Here is a 20,963-nt window from a genome sequence, read left to right as displayed (position 1 = left end):
CCTGTCGGCCTCCGCGCTCGCGCGCAGGCTCACAGCTTGATTAACGCCCCCACGGTGCCGCCGACCAGCAGCACGATCCCGATCAGAAAGGTCAGGGCCGCCCCCGGACCACGCTTCTTCGCATCGGCATAATATTCCGCCGCATAAAGCGCCCGCGCCGCCGTCCACCCGAGCCCCAGCAGTCCGGCGAACACGTCCGAAACGTAAAAGCCGAAGATCCACAGCGACGGCAAAAACAGCACCAGTTGCTCGACGGTATTCTGCTGCACGCGAAAGATCCGCTCGAAGTCTGCATTGCCCGTCGTCTTCGGTGCCTCGATCCCGAATTTCCCCCGTGCCTGGCCCACCTTTAGCAGGAACCAGCAATAGGTGGTGAGGGCGGCAAAGGTCGCAAGGATGGTGAAGCGCATGGATTTTTCTCGCGGGCGGGAGGAGGGGCAGGCGCGGGGCGTTAACGATGGATTGGTAGGCGGCGTGGGATCATAAGGCAAGCAAGCATGATTACCGTCGCCGGACGTTCGTGAACGCGGGCCACCTTGTCGCCCGAAGCCTTTTCCGCCATCATTCCAAAATATGCTTCGCCACCACCGGAAAGCACAGACGAGACACAGAGACGTTATGAACACCGAGAATTTCAAGTTTGGCCGCGCCTATGACCTGCATGAGCTGGTTGCCGACGGGATCATCCATGGCATCGGTGTCGTCTTCGCGCTGGTCGGCGCAACCGCGCTGATCTTCTACGCCACCGTCTATTCCGATTATGCCAATATTGCCGCGAGCTGGATCTATGGCCTCGGCCTGATCATCGCGCTCGGCGTCTCCTTCACCTACAATATGTGGCCGCATTCGAAGGTGAAGTGGTGGCTGCGCCGCTTCGACCATTCGGCGATCTTCATCTTGATCGCCTCCACCTACACGCCCTTTCTGGTTCAGGGCGCCGATCGCCCGCTGATCCTGGCGCTTCTTCTCGGCATCTGGGCCACCGCGATCACCGGCATCTGGCTGAAATTCCGTTATCCCGGCCGCTACGACAAGCTCGCGATCCTGCTTTATCTCGCCATGGGCTGGAGCGGCGCGCTCGCCATGGGCCCGCTGTCGGAAATCATCCCCGGCGTCACCCTGACGCTGATCATCATCGGCGGCTGCATCTATTCCGCCGGTGTCGTCTTCCATGTCTGGGAGCGCCTCCGCTTCCAGAACGCCATCTGGCACGCCTTTGTCGTCACCGCCGCCATCGTGCACTATTCGGCGGTGTTCACGGCGATCAGCCTAGGCTGAACCTCGTCAGGCCTTCTTCGCCTTGATTGCAGACTTAGAGCCGAGCCTCAGGAAGGCGGCGGTCCCGACCCAGTAGAGAAGGCCGATAAAAACGAGCATTCCGGCAAGCAGGCCGAAAAGCTCCGGCGAAAGATTGTTGGTCATCTCCTCCAGGCCGGCCCCCGGCAACAGCATGAAGCCGACGGTGAGAACGGCGGAGAGTGCAATCTGCAGCAAAGTCAAAACCGCGCCGATCCGGAAGCATTCGCGCCATTCCGCCGGCCGCCCCGTCTGCTTGGCGAAATAGGTGCCCGCCCACATTCCGGCCCCCATGACCACGATATGGCTGAGGCTTGAAGGCCGGTCATGCATGTATCCGTAGGTCGTGAGAACCATCACAGTCGCAGTCAGGCCGACCGTGATCGCCAGCGAGACGAGCAGATAGCGCGTCGCCATGGGGAAAAGAAAAGCAGGCATGGAAATATCTCCGAAGAACAACTGATGATGAAACAAGGCTGAGTGTAAAGCAGGTCCGCAAAAACTGCGAAACGGTTTTGCAGACGCAATTGCATGCGGTCAAGTTTTCGCGCATGGAAGGCGAAGCCGTTCTGGCCTGATCGGCACGAGCCAGCTTTCCCGCAAAGGAGAGCCGCCCGATAGCTTTCCCCACCCGAACATCCGGCGCCGCCGGCCCACATGCACGAGCCCCTATGACCGATTTCATCCTCCGCGACGCCACCGAAGACGACCTCCCGGCGCTGCTTGCCATCTACAATCACGCGGTGGCCGAGACGACGGCGATCTGGAACGAGACCCTCGTCGACCTCGCCAACCGCCGCGCCTGGTTCGAGCTGCGTCAATCGCGAGGCTTTCCGATCCTCGTTGCCGAAGCTGAAGGCCGGATCGCCGGCTACGCCTCCTATGGCGACTGGCGCCCGTTCGACGGCTTCCGCCAGTCGGTCGAACATTCTGTCTATGTCGAGAAGGATTTTTACGGCCGCGGCATCGGCAAAGCCCTGATGACAGCGCTTATAGAGCGGGCGAGGGCAGGGGACATCCACGTCATGGTCGCCGCCATCGAAGCCGGTAACACCGGCTCGATCGCCCTCCACAAAAGCCTCGGCTTCCGCCTCGTCGGCACCCACCATGAAGTCGGCAAGAAATTCGGCCGCTGGCTGGACCTGACGATGATGGAGCTGAAGCTGGGGGAGTGACGCTCCAACCTCCCCCTCGAGGCTCCCACCTCCCCCTTGAGGGGGAGGTCGCCGCAAAGCAGCGGGTGGGGGTGATCACGGCACCGGACGGGAGCGGCATCACCCCACCCGGCAGATGACGCTCCCCCTCAAGGGGAGGGTAGACAGCGACCGACCGCCCAAAATAACGAAAACCCTCTTTACAACCGTCCGTCCCTCGGGATTGATCCTGTTCATTGGCAGGAGAACCCCATGACCTTCGAAACCTGGATCGCCTTCGCCGCCGCCTCTGCGGTGCTTCTCGTCATCCCCGGCCCGACCATCCTTTTGGTCATGTCCTATGCGCTGGGACAGGGCTGGCGCAGCGCCTTGCCCGTCTCGATCGGCGTTGCGCTCGGTGATTTCACCGCCATGACGCTTTCGATGCTGGGCGTCGGCGCAATCCTTGCCGCCTCTGCCACGGTCTTCACGACGCTGAAACTTCTCGGCGCCGGTTATCTGATCTATCTCGGCATCAAGCTCTTCCGGGCCGGCGGCACGCTGGACGTCGCACCCCGCACGGATGCCGCAAGTGCGGCACGAATGATCGGCCACGCCTGGCTGGTGACCGCGCTCAACCCGAAGAGCATCACCTTCTTCGTCGCCTTCCTGCCGCAGTTCCTCAACAAACACGCCGATTTCTTCACCCAGATGGTGATCTTCGAAACGACCTTTCTGGTCCTTGCTTTCCTCAATGCGGTCGGCTACGCGCTTGTCGCCTCCAGGGCCCGCACGCTCGTGCGCAGCCCGCGCACCATCGGCCTGTTCAACAAGGCCGGTGGCACGCTGTTGATCGGCGCCGGCATTGCCACGGCCTCGATGCGATCCTCGACCTGAGGCGTCACGGCGCCAGACGTTCGCCCCAGTCCGGGTCTCGTTCGCCACAGTCCAAGCGGGACGGGCGGCGAGTGGCTAAAGAAGAGCGGAACTCTCCGCTTTATCCTCGCCCTGAAAGCCGCCATGTCCTTGCCCGTCTCCTCGACCCCGCATTCCCCAGCCGCTGTCGAAACAGCCGGTCAGGCGGCATCCCGCGGCATGGCCCGGCTCTATGCCGTGCTGGCCGGCCTTTACCTTGCCCAGGGCATCCCGACCTATCTGCTGCTTGTGGCGCTGCCGCCGCTGATGCGCGAAGCCGGCGCCTCGCGCACGGCAATCGGCCTCTTCTCGCTGTTGATGCTGCCGCTGGTGCTGAAATTCGCGGTGGCCCCCTTTGTCGATCGCCACAAGCTTCTGCCGAAGCTCGGCCATCGCCGCGGCTGGATCGTGCCCACCCAGGCGCTGGTCTCGCTCGCCATCGCTGCCATGGCCTTGTTCTCGCCGTCCGATGCCTTGCCGCTTTTCGGCCTCGGCCTCTTCATCACGCTTTTGTCCTCGCTGCAGGATATCGCGACAGACGGTTATGCCGTGCGTCATCTGAAGGGCGGCGCGCGCGCCGTCGGCAATGCCGTGCAGGCCGGCGCCGTGGCACTCGGCGTCATCATCGGCGGCACGCTGGTTCTGGTACTCGTCCAGCAGATCGGCTGGGTCCCGACCATTCTCATCGTTGCGGCTCTGTCGCTCCTGCCGCTCATCGCCACCCTCTACATGGCCGAAGACAATGAGGGGGCTGAAATCGATCTCACGCGGGCGAAGCCCAGCCTCGCCGCCTTCTTCCGCCGTCCCCAGGCCTGGCTCATCCTCGGCTTTGCGCTGAGCTACCGCGCCAGCGAAGGCCTGGTGCGCGGCATGGAGGGCGCCTATCTCGTCGATATCAAGGTGCCGACCGCCTGGATCGGCTATCTCTCCGGCACGGCTGCGGCAACCGCCGGGCTTGCGGGCGCCGTGCTCGCCGCTGTGGTCATCCGCCGGCTCGGCCTGTCATCGACGCTGCTCCTGCTCGGCGGTCTGCGCAGCCTTTGCTTCCTCGCCTTCTCGCTCAATGCCTTCGGCCTTGCCCCCGGCATGGCGGTGGCACTCGCCGCCTCCGGTTTCCAGACGCTGATCCGCTACATGGAGCTGGTGGCAATCTATTCCTTCTTCATGAAATCCGCCTCCGACGACCAGCCCGGCACCGATTTCACTTTGCTCGCCTGCGCCGAACTGGTGATCTATATTATCGGCACATCGCTTGCCGGCATCATCGCCGACCGCGTCGGCTATGCCTGGCTCTTCTCGCTGGCAACGGTGATTTCCATCTTCGGCATCGCGCTCTCGCTCACCATGCTACGGCGGCTCAGGCAGCCGGCCGAACCTGCCGCTTGAGGTCCGATGGCCGGATCTGGTAGCGGGTCCGGAACGACCGATTGAAATAGGAGAGGTCGTTGAAGCCGCATTGATAGGCGACTTCGGCAATCGACAGCCGCTCGCCAGAGGCCATCATGACAGCCTTTGCCCGCTCCAAGCGCCGTTCCAGCACATGCCGGGAAAAGGTCGTGCCCTCGCGCGAAAACAGCTTCTGGATGGCCCGCGGAGTAATCCCCTCGGCCTGCGCCACATCATTGATCGAAAAGCTGCCATCGGCCAATCGCTCCTCGATCAGGGCGCGTACCCGCGCCATGCGATCCTCCGGCGCCGGTTTGTGCACCGTCCCGCCGAGCGCCTGCGAAAGCAGCGGCAGGAAATCGTAGAAATGGCTGACCATCATGGCTGCGTCCTCGGCCGTCTGCTGCTCGCGTTGCAGGAGATAGCCGGCATAGCTGGTCAGCATGTGCAGGGGCAGGCAGGCGGCAGGCACGGTCTTCAGCATCAGAACGTCGAGTGAGGCCCGGTGCCGGTCAACGGCCTGTTCCGGCAGATGCGCGCAGTCGAGGCGCCCGCCTTCGGCAAGGGTGATGCGCAATCCGGTCTGCGCCGGAATAAAGACCACGTCGCCGCTCACCGCCTCGATCCGCGATCGCCCATGCTCCACGGTCATCGACTGGCCGACGGAACGCAACAGCACCACGCCCCGGTCGCCGCTGCCTTCGCAACTGACGGCAACCGGCGTCTTCGGGAAGTAGAGGGTCGCCAGCGACAGCGACGGATCGTGCCAGTAAAGCCCCGTCGACCCGCTGAAATCGCCACCCGCAAGCCCGACGCTGAGGCCACCCATCATGTCGATCAGAATGCTGCCGCACAGCGCCCGCGCCTCGGCATCGGAAAGGGCTGCGGACCCGAATTTCAAGGGGCGGATCAAGCTCATGCCAACTCAACTTTCCTCGGGGAACTTCGCGCTGGTCCAAGCCACGTTCGCCTCCATTCAAGCGGGTGCCACCGTTATGTTTTAAACATGACCGCATCAGTAATGTTTTACCTCGCTCCGCTCAAGCCTTGGGCGCAGCGAAATTGCGAGTGATGAGGGGATCTATGAAATTCTTTGGGCAGCAGGGGCATGGACTGGGCGGGACCTCAGCCATGGCACCCTCGACAATGGCACGCTCGACCGCGGCACTGACGGCGCTCACCGTTGCGGCATTTCTCGGGGCAGCCGATGCGGGCCTTGCCCAGGATGCAGCCGGTGATGATGCGGTAAAAGCCGCCGAAGCCTCCGGCGAAACCGTGCTCGGCGACATCGTCGTCACCGGCAGCCGCGCCCCGGAAAAGATCTCCGAGATCGCCCGTACCATCAAGGTGGTCAACGAAGCCGAGATCAAGGCCGCCGCCCTGCAGGGCAAGAACCTGCAGCAGATCCTTGCCGAAACCGTGCCGAGCTTTGATGCCGCAAGCGAAGGCGCCCGCACCACCTATGGCCAGAACCTGCGCGGCCGCACGGCCCTCGTGCTGATCGACGGCGTTTCGCTCAACTCCGCCCGTGGCCTCAGCCGCCAGTTTGATTCCATCGACCCGTTCAACATCGCCCGCGTCGAGGTGCTGTCAGGCGCCACCGCCCTCTATGGCGGCAATGCCACCGGCGGCATCATCAACATCATCACCAAGAACGGCAGGGACGCCGGCGACGGCCTTCATGCCGAAACCCAGGTCGGCGTGGGCGGCGGCTTCCAGGGCAGCCAGGATTTCGATCGCAACGCCGCCGGCGCCGTCACCTATAACAGCGGCAACTGGGACGCCCGTCTCTCCGTCTCCGGCAACCGCACCGGCGCTTATTACGATGGCTTCGGCGAGATGGTCACGCCCGACATCACCCAGTCCTCGACCGCCTTCAACGAGCGCATCGACGTGATGGGCTCGGTCGGTGTCCAGATCGACGAGGATCGCCGGCTTGATGCGACCATGCAGTATTTCGACAGCGCCCAGGACAGCGATTACGGCCTCTATTACGGGCCCTATCTGTCGGGCCTCTCCAATCCGAGCCTGTTCGAGGCCCGTTCCGGTTACGAGTCCGACGTCGAGCCGCAGACCCGCCGCAAGATGCTGACCATGAACTACACTGACGCCGATTTCCTCGGCCAGCAATTGCTGTTGCAGGGGGCGGTGCGCACGGAAGATGTCGTCTTCAATCCCTTCCCCTCGACGGGAACGCAAGCCGGCACCTATTTCGGCGCCAGCCAGCAGACGACCGATTATTACAGCTTCAAGGCCGCCATGGTCTCGGAACTGTCGGACACCGTGAAGCTGACCTATGGCGTGGATGCCGACCGCGACAGTTTCTCGGCCACTCAGTCGATCTTCGACCTCACCACGGTGGTCATGTCCGGTGGTCTGGATTTCGACACGATCGGCGTTACCGGCCTCTACCCCGACATTGATGTCTCGACGGTTGCCGGCTTTGCCGAAGCCGCCTGGGAGGCGACCGACCGGCTGACGGTGAGCGGCGGCCTGCGTTACCAGTATGCCAAGACGGAGGTCAGCGACTTCGTCGGTGCGGCCCAACAGGTGGCGATCCTCAACGGCGCCGCCACCTCGGCCGATGCCATCCCGGGCGGGGAGGTCGATTATGACGCGCTGCTGTTCAATGCCGGCGCCACCTACGACGTCACCCCGGACCAGCAGGTCTATGCGAACTTCTCGCAAGGCTTCGAATTGCCGGATCCCGCCAAATACTATGGTGTCGGCACCTATACCCTGACCAATGGCCATTATGTGCTGTCCAACAGCGTCAACGTCGAAAACTCGGCGCTGGAAGCGATCAAGACCGATAGTTTCGAAGTCGGCTTCCGCCATGACGACGGCACGTTCAATTTCTCAACCGCCGCCTATTACTCCACCTCCGACCGCTCGATCAGCCTCAATCGCACGACGCTGACGATCGAGATGAACGACGAGAAGCGTCGGGTCTACGGCATCGAGGCCGAGGCCGGTTACAAGTTCGACAACGGCTTCGATGTCGGCCTGCTCGGCCACTGGGTGAAGTCGGAAAAGAAGGGGGATGACGGCTGGTATCAGGAATCGGTCGGCACGGCGAGCACGTCGAAGGCCGGCGGTCACATCGGCTGGGGCAACGAGGCCTTTTCCGTCCGCCTCACCGGCGAACACATCTTCAGCCTGGAAGATGATGCCGGTTACGAGATCGAAGGCTACAATCTCTTCAATCTCGGCGGTCGCTACACCTTCGCCGAACAGGCAACGACCATCAATTTCGGCATCCAGAACCTGTTCGACACCGATTACACCACCGTCTGGGGCTCGCGCGCCAAGGCGCTCTATGGTGCCCTCGTCGACGAATCCGTCTTCGACTATCACGGCCGTGGCCGCACCTTCGCGGTCTCCGTCACCAAGGTGTTCTGATAACGAGAGACGGCGCGGGGAGCACCCGCGCCGTCATCACATGGAACCGCCCCATCAGAAGCGGTTTGCCTGAAGCACCTTACAGCAGCGCCAGCAAAGCCTTGGCCGCTGCTTCCGAAGAGGCCGGGTTCTGGCCGGTGACCAGCTTGCCGTCGGTCACGACATGCACGCCCCAGTCGGGACCCTTCTCGTAAAGCCCGCCATGGCCCTTCAGCATGTCTTCGACCAGGAAGGGCACGACCTCTGTCAGGCCAACAGCCTCTTCCTCGGAATTGGTGAAGCCGGTCACCTTGCGGCCGGCGACCAGCAGACGCCCCTCCGAATTCTTCACATGGCGCAACACGCCCGGCGCGTGGCAGACGGCGGCGACGGGTAGGCCCTTTTCGGCAAAGGTCTCGATCAGCCGGATGCTGTCGGCGTCCTCGGCGAGATCCCAGAGCGGACCATGGCCACCCGGATAGAAGACGGCATCGAAGCCTTCCAGGTCAATGTTGGCAAGCGGCGTGGTCGAGGCGAGCAGTTGCTGCGCCGTCTGGTCGGCCTTGAAGCGTTCGGTCGCTTCCGTCTGTGCATCCGGCTCGTCGCTCTTCGGATCGAGCGGTGGCTGGCCGCCCTTGGGCGAGGCAAGCGTGATCTCGGCACCGGCATCTTTCAGCACATAATAGGGGGCGGCGAATTCCTCCAGCCAGAAGCCGGTCTTCTTGCCGGTGTCGCCCAGCTGGTCGTGCGAGGTGAGAACCATGAGGATCTTCATGAGGTTGGCGTCCTTTCTTGAGAGTTCATAAATTGGTTGAATGTCAGGCGTCGGGGCCGACGCGGATCACCCGCTTGCCGAAGGCCTCGCCGCGCAGGAGGCCGATAAAGGCGCGTGGCGCTTCTTCGAGCCCGTCGATCATCTCCTCGCGATACTTGATCCGGCCGTCTTCGACCCAACCGCCCATCTCCTTGGCAAATTCCGGATAAAGATGGCCGAAGTCGTCAAAGACGATGAAACCACGCAGAGTGATGCGCTTCTTCAGGAACATGCCCATCAGCCAGCCGAGCCGGTCAGGCCCATCGGGAAGTGAGGTCGCGTTGTATTGCGAGATCAGGCCGCAGAGCGGTATGCGGGCTGCCGTGTTCAGCCGCGGGGCGACCGCATCAAACACCTTGCCGCCGACATTTTCGAAATAGATGTCGATGCCCTCGGGTGTGGCGAGCGCCAGCTGTCCGGCAAAACCGTCGGCCTTGTAGTCGACGCAGGCATCGAAGCCGAGCACGTCGACTGCATGGCTGCACTTCTCGACGCCGCCGGCAATGCCGACGACCCGAAGGCCGAGGATCTTGCCGATCTGCCCGACCGTCGCGCCCACAGGCCCCGTCGCCCCACCGACCACCAGCGTTTCGCCCGCCTTCGGCTTGCCGATCTGTGTCAGCCCCGCCCAGGCGGTCAGTCCCGGCATGCCCATGACACCGAGGGCCCAGGACGGGTGGGGCGGATTGGCGCCAAGCTTGGTCACGCCCTTTCCATCCGACAGCGCATAATCCTGCCAGCCGGAGAAACCGACCACCCAGTCGCCTTCGCTGAAGCCATCGAGCTTGGACGTGACGACCCGCGAAACCGTGCCGCCGACCATGGTCTGGCCAATCTCGACGGGAGCTGCATAGGACGGCGCATCGCTCATCCGCCCGCGCATATAAGGATCGAGCGACAGGAAGACCGTGCGAAGCAGCATCTGCCCGTTGCCCACGTCCGGCACTGCATCCGTCTCCAGCCGCAGCGTCCCCTCGGTCGGTTCCCCTTGAGGGCGCTCGGCAAGAACGAAACGGCGATTGGTCGAGGTCGATTGCGGCATGAATGTCTCCTGAGGTTTAAGGCTGATCCGGCCCGGCAAGCCCTTGATCGCAGAGGCTGACCGCTTGCACACGGCTGGCGCGCCATCTGCGGCGAATGCCGGATCATGACGAGCACGGGGGTGCCGGCACCCGACCGGCTCTCGCGACAACAACAGATCGCGGCGACAGAAGTTCCATCGGGTCATTGCCTTATCACGATGAAATCATCGTGACGCAGAGGTGCGGGAGGATGACATCGACAGCAGCCCCTCATCCGCCCTTCGTGCACTGTCTCCCACAAGCGGGAAGAAAGCCTCGACGTCGCCCCGCACTCCCCCTCTCCCCCGCCTGCGGGGAGAGGGCAGGGTGAGGGGCAAAACCACACCCCCCAGCGCCCCCCGTCACCTTATCGTCGCATGCACCATTTCGCCCCGGATCGTGATCGAAGGCTGAGCACCCGGCGTGTTGGCCAATGCGCTGTCGACATAGGAGGCCACCGCCTCGACGCCATAGGAGATCGCGGTCGGCACCAGGAAGCGGATGGAGGCATCGAGCATCTTGCCGGACACCAGCACCGCCTCGTTGCGCAACACCTTCTCGAAGGTCAGCCGTGCCCGAAGTGCCGCTCCTTCGACCGCGACCCGCGTGGCATGGCCGGCCAGCGCAAAGTCGCCGGCATCGCTGTCGACCTCGATGACGGAAAAATCCCCGTCGAGCCGCATGCGGGCCGCATTCTGCCGGATCGACACCATGGCTTCGGGCGCAAGCGTGGCGTTGAGCGTCAGGGTGCAGTCATCCCAGTCGTTCCAGCCGAAGAAGCCGCCGCGATCGCCCATGTCGACGCTGAGCGTATCGCCGTCCCGCGTCATCCGGGCCTGGCCGGCGCAATCGCCGGCAAACCAGCCGGACCGCCAGATCGCGCCCCAGCCGTGTCGCGTGCCGGAAAGCACCGCCTCGCGCGCGCCTTTTCCCTTTGTCGAGATCGAAATGTCGCTCGCCGCCCCCGTCACCGAAAGCCGGGTGACGCCGGTAAGGTCGACAGGACCGGAAATCGCGTCGCTCGCCCGGATCATCTGCACACTGCCGTCGATGATGGCGAGCCCGACGAGACCGCCGAGGATGGAAAGAATGATGGTTCTCTTGCGCATGGGAAGGCTCCTTTTGGCTGGGGCGCCGCCTGTCGGCAGACCCGTTTTCGATGCCTCCATCTGCTCGCGCCTCTCCCTCTGTTGCGACCTCGATCACGATCCGGGTCGACCGCGATCGCGCTTTCGGTCATGGTCGCGACAAGACCAATGACCCCGATACCGAAACAACCGCATGCTCTTCGTCCCGCTCTCTTTTCTTGTCGCCCTGTTCCTCGCCGTCTTCCTGGTGCGCCTGTTGCGCGAGGGGCGCGACGCCTGGGGCACGCAGGGACTCTTCCTCGCCCTGATCATCCTGCACATCGTCCAGAGCCTGCTGGTCGGTCTGCGTTGGGGCTATGGCATGGTGCAGGTCCTCGCCGTCCTGCCGGTCATGGCGAGCCTCATTCCGGCACTCTCCTATCTCGCTTTCCGTGATCTCGCGCGCGAACGTCAGGGCATTGCGCGAGGCGACTGGCCGCATCTTCTGCCGTCGCTCCTCGTCGCCGCAATCCTGGTCATGAGCCGCCTGCCGGCCGGTCTCGGCATTCCCCCTGCCTTGCGCATCCCCGTCGATCTCGTGCTCATCGCCAGCTTCTTCGGCTATGGTCTGGCACTGCTCTGGCTCGCCCGGCTCGGGCCCGATGGCCTCGTCGCCTCCCGCCTGGACGGCACGCTGCGCTCCTATCGCGCCCTGCAACTGACGGGCCTCGCGCTGATCACCTCGGCCCTCACCGACATCAGCATCAGCCTTGATATGCTCTGGTCCGGTGGTCGCTACTCGCCGATGGTCGTCTCGGCCGCAACGACGCTGATCCTGTTCCTGCTCGGCCTCGGCGCCGTCACAGCCGGCGAAGAGGAGGCGGGCGAGGGGGACACCGAGGAGGTAAGCGGCGAAACGAGAGGCGGCGCCGCTGAAGACCATGACGGAAGAGGAGAGGCAGGCGAACCAGCAGACGATGCGGCCGGGCGCACGAGGCTGGAGATGGCAACAGATAAGCTGACGACCCCCATGTCCGGTGCCAATCCCGCGCTGGGCGTTGCCAAACCGTCCAACGACGATCACCGCCGCATCGCCGCCGATCTCGACCGCCTGATGACCGAGCGACGCCTCTGGGCCAATCCGGATCTCAACCTGGCCCGTCTCGCTCGCCGCCTTGGCTTGCCCGCCCGCGCCGTGTCGGAAGCCGTCAACCGCGTCCAGAGGATCAGCGTCTCGCACTACGTCAACAATTTCCGCGTCGCCGAAGCCTGCCGGCTGCTCACGACAACGGAGATGCCGATTACCCGCATCCTCTTCGAGGCGGGCTTTCTCACCAAATCGAATTTCAACCGGGAATTCCTGCGTGTGACCGGCCTCAGCCCCACCGACTGGCGCCGGCGCGACCGAGCCGGGACGGCCGCTGCCTGAGCCGCCGGGCGAGATCCGTCAGACGGCCGGCATCTCGCGCCAGGCGACATCCGTCATGATGAAGCCCTCTTTCGGGCCCGTCGGCACGGTCAGCAGCGAGACCGAAAGGTCCTGCTCCGGCACGCTATAGCTGATGGTCCCCGCAAGCAGCCGCACGGCTTCCTTCATGATCTCCACCGTCGCCGTCTCGCCGGGGCAGCGATGCCCGCGGCTGGCAGATCCTGCCCCTTGCGGAATGAAGCTGTAATCCGTCTCGTGGTGCCTCAGACCCCGTGTCGGGCGAAAGGCATCCGGCTCGCGAAACACCGCCTCGTCATGACAATTGCCGTAGAGATCGAGCAGCAGCCATTGTCCGCGCCGGATTCTGTGCCCGTTCCAGGTAAAGGGTGCGCGGGCAACGGCCCCGACAAAGGGAAAGAAAGGCGAAATCCGCCGCACTTCCTCGACGAAACCGGACAGCCGCTCGGGATCCGGCTCCGCCAGGATCTCGCGCCACTGCGGATGCCGCTCCAGGCGCAGGGCGGCAAATACGATGTAACGCCCGATCGCCACGATCGGCCGAAGCAGGTTGATCAGCTCGACCGCCGCCACCCTGGGCGACAGCAATTCGCCATGCGCGTCGCGATAGCCGGCGAGCATGGCCAGCGGCGAATCCGGCATCGGCACCAGCCGTCCCCGCCTGATGTCGCGAAACTTCGCCCTCAGACGCCGTTCCAGTGACGAGCGGCGCACCAGCGTCGACAAGGTGCGTGGCCGCACATGCCCGGCATTCTCCACCATCTCGGCCATCAGCGCCGCATCGGCCTCCACCTCATCGGCGTCGAGCGGCGCCTGGGTCCAGGCAAGGGCGGTGCGAAAGAGAATGATGTCCATTTCCGAGCCCAGCTGCACTGCGCCCCAGCGCATCCAGTCCGGCACCCGCTCCAGAAAACAGCGGCGGAAGATCGCCACAAGCCGCTCCAGCCCGCCCTTGTCCTCCATCAGCATGCGCACGAACATCGCCTTGCGGTGCCGATGCGCCGGCCCGTCCAGCTGCTGTACGCTGCCCTTGTCCTGCAACAGGCGAAGCACCGTCTGCGGCATGGCGCCAACCCGGGTCAGCCGCGCATCGTCATAAACGAGCTTCGCCGCTGCCGGACCGGTCAGACAGATGACATCGCGCAGCATCAGCCGGGTGCGGAAAATCGAAGTATTGAGATCGGTAAAGCGGCGCGGCAGGAAACCGTAGCCCTCACGCAGCAGGGAGAGCGTTTCGTCAAACGTGGGGCTTCGTGGGATGGGCTTCGCAGCGGGTTTAAGGTCCAACGCTTGCGCTTCGCGCGGTCGTTCCCTCGTCTGCAAGTTCATCTGTCGCCCCTCCCGACGGTAAACCGTCGCACCCGTCCTCAACGCGACCCAAACGTCCGAAACGCGCATTTGTTCCGGGGCCAGCGGGGAAAACATCGGGCGAAGGCAGATGGCAATGCCACAGCCCCACGATTGATTAGGGGTACGGCTTTCGCTTCGATAGGATTGTAAGGGCGGCCGCTCGATGACAGCGAGTGTCGGCCTGTCCGGCGAGTTCTCTCGCCAATCCCCAAGCGCTCCGCGTTGAGGGGGGCGAAAAGCATTTCTCATAGGAAGTGAGGGGAGTTTACCGAGAATTGGCGAGGATCACCTCAAGGAACGCATCGCCATACCGCTCCAGCTTCGACTGCCCGATGCCGGAAATGCCGAGCATCTCGTCCTCGTCCATCGGCCGTTCGGTGGCAAGCGCAATCAGCGTCGTGTCGGGGAAGACGACGTAAGGCGGCACGCCCTGATCCCGGGCGATCTCCATGCGTTTGGCGCGCAGGGCCTCGAACAGCTCCTGATCCGCCTGATCGAGCCCCGCCTTGGCATGGGCGGTGCGCGATGCGCTGGCCCCCCGGGCCGCCTTGCCCGTCGTTGGCCGGTCTTTCCGGAAACGCACATCCACTTCACGCTTGAACACGGCCCGCGCCGTCTCTTCGAGCTTCAGAGCGCCAAAGGCCGTATGGTCGACCCGCACATAGCCTGCGGCAAGCAACTGGCGAAACACCGATTGCCAGGTCTTTGCAGCAATCTCCTTGCCCGCCCCGAAGATCGGCATGTCGGCATGCCCGAAGCGGACGGTCTTGTCGTTCTCGGTGCCCATTAGCACATCGATCAGATGGCCGGTGCCAAACCGCTCGCCGGTACGATAGACCGCGGCAAGCGCCTTGATCGCGGCTTCCGTGCCTTCCCAGGTCTCGACCGGTTTCAGGCAGGTATCGCAATTGCCGCAGTTGCCGGAATGCGCTTCGCCAAAATGCTTGAGGATCGCCTGCCGCCGGCAGCCCGGCGTCTCACAGATGGCGAGGAGCGCATTGAGCTTCGCCCGCTCGACCCTCTTGATCTCGTCGGCGGCCCCGCCTTCGTCGATCATCCGCCCGCGCTGGATGACATCGGCCATGCCATAGGCCATCCACACATCCGACGGCAGCCCGTCACGCCCCGCGCGTCCGGTCTCCTGGTAATAGGCCTCGACCGAACCCGGCAGATCGAGATGCGCGACATAACGCACATTCGGCTTGTCGATGCCCATGCCGAAGGCGACGGTGGCCACGAGGCAGAGTTCTTCTTCTTTCAGAAACGCATCCTGATTGGCATCCCGCACCGCCCGGTCCATGCCGGCATGATAGGCAAGCGCTCTAATCCCTTGCGTTTCCAGCCACTCGGCGGTCTCTTCCACCTTGGCGCGCGACAGGCAATAGACGATGCCGCTCGATCCCTTATGGCGCGAGAGAAAGCGCAAGAGCTGCTGGCGCGGCTGGTCGCGCTCTACGATCTCGTAGGCGATGTTTGGCCGGTCGAAGGAGGTGGTGAACACCTCCGCCTCGTGTAAGCCCAGCCGCTCGATGATGTCGTCCCGCGTATGCGGATCGGCGGTCGCCGTGAGCGCCATACGCGGCACGCCCGGATAGAGGTCGGTGAGCTTGCCGAGTTCGCGGTATTCCGGCCGGAAATCATGCCCCCATTGCGACACGCAATGCGCCTCGTCGATGGCAAAGAGCGCAATCTCCACGCCCTGCATCATCTCGCGAAACCCCGGCGTCACCGTACGCTCGGGCGTCACATAGAGAAAATCGAGTTCGCCGCGATCGAGCGCCCGGCGGATCTCGACATATTCGTCCTTCGACAGCGTCGAATTGAGCGCCGCCGCCCGCACGCCCAGACCTTTGAGCGCCTGCACCTGATCACGCATCAACGCGATCAGCGGCGAGACAACGACGCCAACCCCCGGCCGGCACAGCGCCGGCACCTGGAAACACAGCGACTTGCCGGCTCCGGTCGGAAACAGCACAACCGCATCACCACCCGACACGACATGGCTCACCACCTCCGCCTGGCGCCCGCGAAAGGCCGGATAGCCATAGATGCGTTTGAGCACGGAAAGCGGGCTCTCTTGGGCCTGCGCGGAGAAGAGCGGATCGGTAACGGGCTGAGTCGACATGGTCAGAGGTGTAGCCGATGGGGGAGGGGCTGGCCACAGGCGAGCTTGCCTCTTTCGACGATTTGGTTTAATATCGGATCAGTCGATCCAATATCGGATCAAATGACTTGCGCTGAAATCGGGTCGCCATGGCGAGGTTGCAACTCCAGAGCGCTCTTCGCAATCCCCTGAACGCTGTGTTCGGGGTGGATGCGAATGTCGTGGTACTGAGGGAGCTCGCCCGCCACGGCGGCGCCTTGGCCGCATCTGAGATCGTTGACCGCTCGGGCGCTTCCAAAAGCAGCATCCGCCTCGGTTTGCTGGCGCTGGAGCAGCTTGGGCTCGTGGTGTCCGAGGGCACACGGACGACCCGGCTGCACCGATTTAACCGCGATCACTATTTTGCGCCAACAATCGAAGCTTTGTTCGAAGCCGAGACGCAGCGTTTTCAAAATATTCTGGACGCCGTCCGGCAAGCTGCCGGATCCCTGCCAGAAGTCGCAAGTCTCTGCCTGTTTGGCAGTGCGGCCACCGGCGTGGATCGTGTCGAAAGCGACCTCGATATCCTGCTTGTCGTTGCCGGACCAGACGTTGGCAAACCGGCCGAAATGCTTCGCGAGAGGCTGAGACCGGCCGCCAGCTCTCTCGGCTTCAACCCGAGTGTCACCGGTCTCTCCATCGATGACGTCGGGAGACTGCAGCGTGACCATGATCCCTGGTGGCAGGAGGCAATCGGTCAGTTCGTCGTTCTGGCGGGAGATCACCCGGAGGTCCTGACCGGTAAAGCGAGGAGGCGGGCTGGTGGTTAGAACCGGACCCTCCAAAAAGAAGGATGCGGCCTATGTCTCGGCGCGAGTGAAGATCGCGAGGGGCTTCCTCAAGGAGGCACGCAACAGCGCTGCCTTGGCTGATCCGGGTGATTTCGGCAATGCGACCATGTCGACGATTATTCATTGTGCCATCGCCTATGCCGATTCACTGACGGCGAAGTTCAAGGGCGAGATCAATCAGGGAGATCATCAGAGCGTCATAAAGCTTCTGCGCGCGAGCTTGGGCAGGGAACTCCCGGACAAGCAGGAGGCAAACCTGCGCGGCCTTTTGGAGCAGAAGGACGAGGTGCAGTATGGCGCGCGGCTGATGTCCCGTGCCGAGGCCGATCGTTCGCTGGAGCGGCTGGAGCAGTTTGCCGCCTGGGCGGAAGAACTTCTCCTGCGCTGATCTCCAAACCCTGTGCACATCCCCGCCGAGGCACTCCGGCGGCCTTGCAACCCCGCCCGCCGACTGCTCCTGATCAGGCTCTCCCAAGCCTCCAAGGATCTCCACCGCATGTCCACGCCCCTCAAACTCTACCTCGCCGGCCCCGAAGTCTTTCTGCCCGATGCCCGCGCCATTCTCGATGCCAAGGCAGTCCTCACGCGCTCTTACGGCTATGAGCCCATCTGCCCTGGAGATCTCGCCATCCCGCCGGCTCCGACCAAGCACCAGTTCGGGTTGAACATCTCCGAAGTCGACGAGGGCTTCATGAATCGCGCCAATGGCGTCATCGCCAATCTCACCCCCTTCCGCGGCATCGCCGCCGATCCCGGCACGGTCTTCGAACTCGGCTATATGTGCGGCGCCGGCAAACTGGTCGCCTGCTACACCAATGTCACTGAGAGCCACTTCAAACGTACCGCCGACTTCTATTCCGGCGAAATCCACATGGCCGAAGACGGCCGCAAACGGGCGCCCGACGGCACCATGCTGGAGGATTTCGAGATGATCGAAAACCTCATGCTCCACGGCGGCGTCGAACGCCGTGGCGGTCCGGTCGCCGTGCATGCAGCCGCACCCGATGCGCTCTGGAGCGATTTGACGGGTTTCGAGGCCTGCCTGAAGGCGTTGGCAGCAAGAGGATGATGGCCGAGGGGCTGTGGAAAGCGCTGGCTGTCCCTAGAAGGTCCAGGGGTTGATCAGTTCGATCCCGCAGTCCTGGAAATCGGCGACATTGCGGGTGGCAAGCGCTGCGCCTTTGGTCCTCGCGATCGCCGCGATCATGCCGTCCGGCACGCTCATGCTCCGGCCACGACGCCGGGCGTCGCTCATGATCACGCCATAGATCAGGGCGGCCTCTTCATCGAAACCATGGATGCGGCCGGCAAATCGGTCTCGCCAGTCTTCAAGCGCTCGCTCCAGTCGCGGTGCGCGCTCATCGTCCCGGATCTTTGCAATTCCGTAGGCGATTTCTCCGATGACCACGCTCGACAGGGCCAATTCTGCATCGTGCCGGATCAGCCGAAATCACGGCTTCACTCGGCTGCTTTTTCAATGTCTCCGAAACAACACTGGTGTCGAGGAATATCAAAGCTCCGGGCCCTCATGCGCGCGGCGATCGGCACGAATGACGTCGTTCAGATCCAAATCGAGCCCGACCTCGGCGCCAATCCGCCGATAGAAATCGGCCGCCGGTTCCCGCCCGGTCCTCTGCGTCTCATAGGCTTCGAGCGCCCGCTCGACGATATCGGCAATCGACCGGTTCTCCCGCCGCGCCAGCCGATGCGCGAGATCACGCGCCCGGGCGCTGCGAACGGACAATTGCGGTTCTGCCATGGCACAAGCTCCTCTGAAGGGAGCATGCCACCTTTGAGCCACGCCATCAAAATGGCAGGAGATGGCCAGCCATCAATGGCGAAAAGTGAGGCGTGATGCTCTTGCCTCGCAGGCGAAGACATGCCGTCCAATCATCCGAACACTGATCCCGCCACCTTCACATTCTGCCTGAAGACACGCGCGAAACCCATCTGAAATCAGGGCTTTGTCCTGGGAAGCCGAGACGCCGCAGCAGGCATGCCGACGGCCTGTGCAGCCGGCGCAACACCCGCAATCGCCGGCGCGCCCCAGACGCTGATCGGCTGCCCGTCTTTGGTCAGCACTTGGCTGTCATAGACGGCAAGTGCCATGTCGAACTGGCGTGTATCGGTGCAGCGGTTGATCAGCCCGCCGATATAGGTGATGCAGTCGGCGGTCGATCCCTGCACGGACCCGGTTGCCCAGTCCTTGACGATGCCGTCGGGGCCGACGAGGAAATAGGAAAGCCGGTTGCGGGTCGAGACCGTCTGTCGCCCGGCCAGTCCGACGAAATCGCTCCCCGTTTCCGTCCGCGCCCCCGGCGCCATATGTCGATAAATCACCAGACCGTTCGCAAGCGGGGTTGAACCGATTACCGGACCAAAGCTCGCGCCCTCGCTGCCGGCAAGCTGTTCCAACGGCGATTGCCCGAGACCTGCCACCTGCTGATAGGGCTTGCCCAGCGCATAACTCGTATACGAACGATTGGCCGCGACCTCCGCCTTTTCGGCAACCGCTGTGCAACCGGCAAGGCCGACCAGCACCATCATGACAAAACCGGCCCGCATCCGCATAAGTCCGTCCCTTACTCGCCCATCGTTCAGAGACGATAGAAGCGTGAAATGGCCGGATGGGCAAGGGGAGGGGCGCTCCGTTATCCCACCCTTTGGCAATCCCCGCCCCATGAGAATCCGGGGCTTGCATCTTGCCGCCGGCGATGCTCCGTGGCGCCAGGAGAATCGCACATGCATCGAAACCACTCTGAAGGCGCCCTGGGGCACCGTTTTCACCGCCTGCTTCTCTCCAGCGGCCTTGCCAATCTCGCCGATGGCATCGGCGTCGTCGCCTGGCCCTGGCTCGCCTCGCTGATCACCCGCGATCCCCTGGCCATCGCGCTGGTCAGCATGGCGCAGAAGCTGCCCTGGTTCCTCTTTGCGCTGCCCTCGGGCGTCATCACCGATCGTTTTGATCGCCGCCGCCTGGTCATCGCAATGGATGCCCTGCGTTTCATCACCCTGATGGCGCTCTCGCTCGCCATGCTGGCCCCCGGCATGCTGCCGCAAACCCCGGTCCAGGAATTCCCTCTGGATCTGCTTTATGGCCTTCTGCTGCTCGGCGCCCTCATCGTCGGCTTCGCCGAAGTCCTGCGCGACAATTCCGCCGTCACCCTGCTGCCGTCGATCGTTCCCCATGACCGGCTGGAAAGCGCCAATGGCCGCATGGGCAGCCTGGAAACCGTGATGAACATGATGATCGGCCCGCCGCTCGCCGGTCTGATCATTGGCCTCGCACTGCCGCTCGCCTTCGGGCTTTACGGCCTCGCCTTCGCCTTTGCCGGCCTGCTGATCCTCTCCATCCCCGGCACGTTTCGCACCGAGTGCCCGGAACCGCGCCATTGGATCGCCGAGATCCGTGAGGGCGCGGCCTATCTCTTTGTTCGCCCGCTGCTGCGTGATCTCGCCCTCGGGCTCGGTGTGCTGAACGCCATCGACATCATGCTGCTGACGGGGCAGGTGCTATATGCCCAGGAGGTCATGGGCCTCAATTCGGCTGAATACGGCCTGCTGCTCACGGGTCTTGCCGTCGGTGGCCTGTCGGGCGGTCTCTTGGGCGAGCGCATCATCCGCCGCTTCGGCGCCTCCGCCTGCCTGCGCGCCACCATCGCCGGCTGCATCCTCTGGTCCCTGGTTGCCCTGCTCTTGCCGGTGCCGGCGCTCGTTTGGGCCGTCTTGATGCTGTCTAGCGTGATCGGCATGGTCTGGAACATCATCACGGTCTCGCTGCGCCAGCGCATGATCCCGCCGCATCTGCTCGGCCGGATCAACAGCGTCTACCGCTTCTTCGGGCTTGGCACCATGCCGCTCGGCGTGCTGATGGCAGGCCTGAGCGTCACGCTCGCCGAAGAGATCATGCCGCGCCACCAGGCCCTCGGCATGCCCTTCGCGCTCGGCGCCGTCCTCAGCGTTCTGCTCCTCATCGGCATCTGGACCCGCGTCTCGCCAAAGGCGCTGGCGGCATTTGACGGACGGTGAGAACCTCCCACCTCCCCCTTGAGGGGAGAGGTCGCCGCAAAGCGGCGGGTGGGGTTGCACCGGCATTGAATGCACCGCCGCATGTCACCCGACGCCAATCGGGCCGCCGCCCATCACCCCATCCCGTAGGTCCGCTCCGACCCTCCCCCT

20 protein-coding genes and 1 pseudogene are annotated in these 20,963 nt (G+C 63.6%); 10 read left to right on the top strand and 11 right to left on the bottom strand.

What is annotated here, in order from left to right; translation table 11 throughout:
- Positions 1-29: 29 nt before the first annotated feature.
- On the bottom strand, positions 30-410 hold the full coding sequence (locus ASE36_RS02830; RefSeq protein WP_062275407.1) for an MAPEG family protein: 381 nt from the start codon (positions 408-410) through the stop codon (positions 30-32).
- A gap of 208 nt (positions 411-618) precedes the next feature.
- On the opposite strand from ASE36_RS02830, the gene trhA reads away from it, so the two are divergent.
- Positions 619-1,278, top strand: a complete 660-nt coding sequence (trhA, locus tag ASE36_RS02825) for a PAQR family membrane homeostasis protein TrhA (protein WP_062275406.1) — start codon at positions 619-621, stop codon at positions 1,276-1,278.
- A gap of 6 nt (positions 1,279-1,284) precedes the next feature.
- On the opposite strand, the gene ASE36_RS02820 is transcribed toward trhA, so the two are convergent.
- Positions 1,285-1,734 carry an ABZJ_00895 family protein gene (locus tag ASE36_RS02820; RefSeq protein ID WP_062275404.1) on the bottom strand — a complete coding sequence of 150 codons (450 nt, stop codon included), beginning with the start codon at positions 1,732-1,734 and terminating at the stop codon, positions 1,285-1,287.
- A gap of 233 nt (positions 1,735-1,967) precedes the next feature.
- Between ASE36_RS02820 and ASE36_RS02815 the strand changes: the two genes are divergently transcribed.
- From ASE36_RS02815 to ASE36_RS02805, 3 genes are all read left to right on the top strand, one after another.
- Entirely contained in the window at positions 1,968-2,471 is a 504-nt protein-coding gene (locus ASE36_RS02815; protein ID WP_062275403.1) for a GNAT family N-acetyltransferase, read from the top strand.
- 231 nt (positions 2,472-2,702) lie between these two features.
- Positions 2,703-3,326 carry a LysE family translocator gene (locus tag ASE36_RS02810; protein WP_062275401.1) on the top strand — a complete coding sequence of 208 codons (624 nt, stop codon included), beginning with the start codon at positions 2,703-2,705 and terminating at the stop codon, positions 3,324-3,326.
- 198 nt (positions 3,327-3,524) lie between these two features.
- Positions 3,525-4,730 carry a RhtX/FptX family siderophore transporter gene (locus tag ASE36_RS02805; RefSeq protein ID WP_244474693.1) on the top strand — a complete coding sequence of 402 codons (1,206 nt, stop codon included), beginning with the start codon at positions 3,525-3,527 and terminating at the stop codon, positions 4,728-4,730.
- Here the strand turns inward: ASE36_RS02805 and ASE36_RS02800 are convergent.
- Positions 4,702-5,649 carry a helix-turn-helix transcriptional regulator gene (locus tag ASE36_RS02800; protein ID WP_062275398.1) on the bottom strand — a complete coding sequence of 316 codons (948 nt, stop codon included), beginning with the start codon at positions 5,647-5,649 and terminating at the stop codon, positions 4,702-4,704. The genes ASE36_RS02805 and ASE36_RS02800 overlap by 29 nt on opposite strands.
- 212 nt (positions 5,650-5,861) lie before the next feature.
- On the opposite strand from ASE36_RS02800, the gene ASE36_RS02795 reads away from it, so the two are divergent.
- Positions 5,862-8,132, top strand: a complete 2,271-nt coding sequence (locus ASE36_RS02795) for a TonB-dependent receptor (RefSeq protein WP_244474644.1) — start codon at positions 5,862-5,864, stop codon at positions 8,130-8,132.
- Between the two features lie 79 nt (positions 8,133-8,211).
- On the opposite strand, the gene ASE36_RS02790 is transcribed toward ASE36_RS02795, so the two are convergent.
- The 3 genes from ASE36_RS02790 to ASE36_RS02780 form a co-directional block, all read right to left on the bottom strand.
- Positions 8,212-8,886, bottom strand: coding sequence for a type 1 glutamine amidotransferase domain-containing protein (locus ASE36_RS02790; RefSeq protein WP_062275397.1), 675 nt, complete (start codon positions 8,884-8,886; stop codon positions 8,212-8,214).
- A gap of 43 nt (positions 8,887-8,929) precedes the next feature.
- Positions 8,930-9,967 carry an NADP-dependent oxidoreductase gene (locus ASE36_RS02785; protein WP_062275396.1) on the bottom strand — a complete coding sequence of 346 codons (1,038 nt, stop codon included), beginning with the start codon at positions 9,965-9,967 and terminating at the stop codon, positions 8,930-8,932.
- A 381-nt stretch (positions 9,968-10,348) separates the two neighbouring features.
- Entirely contained in the window at positions 10,349-11,095 is a 747-nt protein-coding gene (locus ASE36_RS02780) for a hypothetical protein (RefSeq protein ID WP_062275395.1), read from the bottom strand.
- A gap of 172 nt (positions 11,096-11,267) precedes the next feature.
- On the opposite strand from ASE36_RS02780, the gene ASE36_RS02775 reads away from it, so the two are divergent.
- On the top strand, positions 11,268-12,482 hold the full coding sequence (locus ASE36_RS02775) for a helix-turn-helix domain-containing protein (protein WP_062275393.1): 1,215 nt from the start codon (positions 11,268-11,270) through the stop codon (positions 12,480-12,482).
- Positions 12,483-12,500: 18 nt separating this feature from the next.
- Here the strand turns inward: ASE36_RS02775 and ASE36_RS02770 are convergent, their stop codons facing one another.
- A complete protein-coding gene (locus tag ASE36_RS02770; RefSeq protein ID WP_062275391.1) occupies positions 12,501-13,829 on the bottom strand; it encodes a cytochrome P450 in 1,329 nt (442 codons plus the stop codon).
- A gap of 286 nt (positions 13,830-14,115) precedes the next feature.
- Positions 14,116-15,975: a DNA helicase RecQ gene (gene recQ / locus ASE36_RS02765; protein ID WP_062275389.1), complete on the bottom strand. Its 1,860-nt coding sequence runs from the start codon at positions 15,973-15,975 to the stop codon at positions 14,116-14,118.
- Between the two features lie 128 nt (positions 15,976-16,103).
- Here recQ and ASE36_RS22105 point away from each other — a divergent pair, with 128 nt between their 5' ends.
- The 3 genes from ASE36_RS22105 (at position 16,104) to ASE36_RS02750 (ending at position 17,853) form a co-directional block, all read left to right on the top strand.
- Complete coding sequence (locus ASE36_RS22105; RefSeq protein ID WP_062275387.1) at positions 16,104-16,763, top strand: helix-turn-helix domain-containing protein; 660 nt, start codon at positions 16,104-16,106, stop codon at positions 16,761-16,763.
- Positions 16,756-17,172, top strand: a complete 417-nt coding sequence (locus ASE36_RS02755; RefSeq protein WP_062275385.1) for a hypothetical protein — start codon at positions 16,756-16,758, stop codon at positions 17,170-17,172. Before ASE36_RS22105 ends, ASE36_RS02755 begins: the two co-directional genes overlap by 8 nt.
- A gap of 108 nt (positions 17,173-17,280) precedes the next feature.
- Entirely contained in the window at positions 17,281-17,853 is a 573-nt protein-coding gene (locus ASE36_RS02750) for a nucleoside 2-deoxyribosyltransferase (protein ID WP_062275384.1), read from the top strand.
- A 33-nt stretch (positions 17,854-17,886) separates the two neighbouring features.
- On the opposite strand, the pseudogene ASE36_RS02745 reads toward ASE36_RS02750, so the two are convergent.
- The 3 genes and pseudogenes from ASE36_RS02745 to ASE36_RS02735 all read right to left on the bottom strand — a co-directional run bounded on the left by ASE36_RS02745 (position 17,887) and on the right by ASE36_RS02735 (position 19,349).
- A pseudogene (locus tag ASE36_RS02745) lies at positions 17,887-18,298 on the bottom strand (type II toxin-antitoxin system VapC family toxin).
- Positions 18,295-18,543 (bottom strand): hypothetical protein, encoded by a 249-nt coding sequence (locus ASE36_RS02740; RefSeq protein WP_062275382.1) that lies wholly within the window; start codon positions 18,541-18,543, stop codon positions 18,295-18,297. Before ASE36_RS02740 ends, ASE36_RS02745 begins: the two are co-directional and overlap by 4 nt.
- Before the next feature lie 197 nt (positions 18,544-18,740).
- On the bottom strand, positions 18,741-19,349 hold the full coding sequence (locus ASE36_RS02735; protein ID WP_244474643.1) for a hypothetical protein: 609 nt from the start codon (positions 19,347-19,349) through the stop codon (positions 18,741-18,743).
- 177 nt (positions 19,350-19,526) lie between these two features.
- Between ASE36_RS02735 and ASE36_RS02730 the strand changes: the two genes are divergently transcribed.
- Positions 19,527-20,813: an MFS transporter gene (locus ASE36_RS02730; RefSeq protein WP_062275378.1), complete on the top strand. Its 1,287-nt coding sequence runs from the start codon at positions 19,527-19,529 to the stop codon at positions 20,811-20,813.
- Positions 20,814-20,963 lie beyond the last annotated feature (150 nt).

This window comes from Rhizobium sp. Root274 (assembly GCF_001429245.1).
Taxonomy (GTDB): domain Bacteria; phylum Pseudomonadota; class Alphaproteobacteria; order Rhizobiales; family Rhizobiaceae; genus Allorhizobium.
The sequence above is the reverse complement of the archived record's forward strand: the minus strand, read 5'-3'. Positions and strand labels throughout refer to the sequence as shown.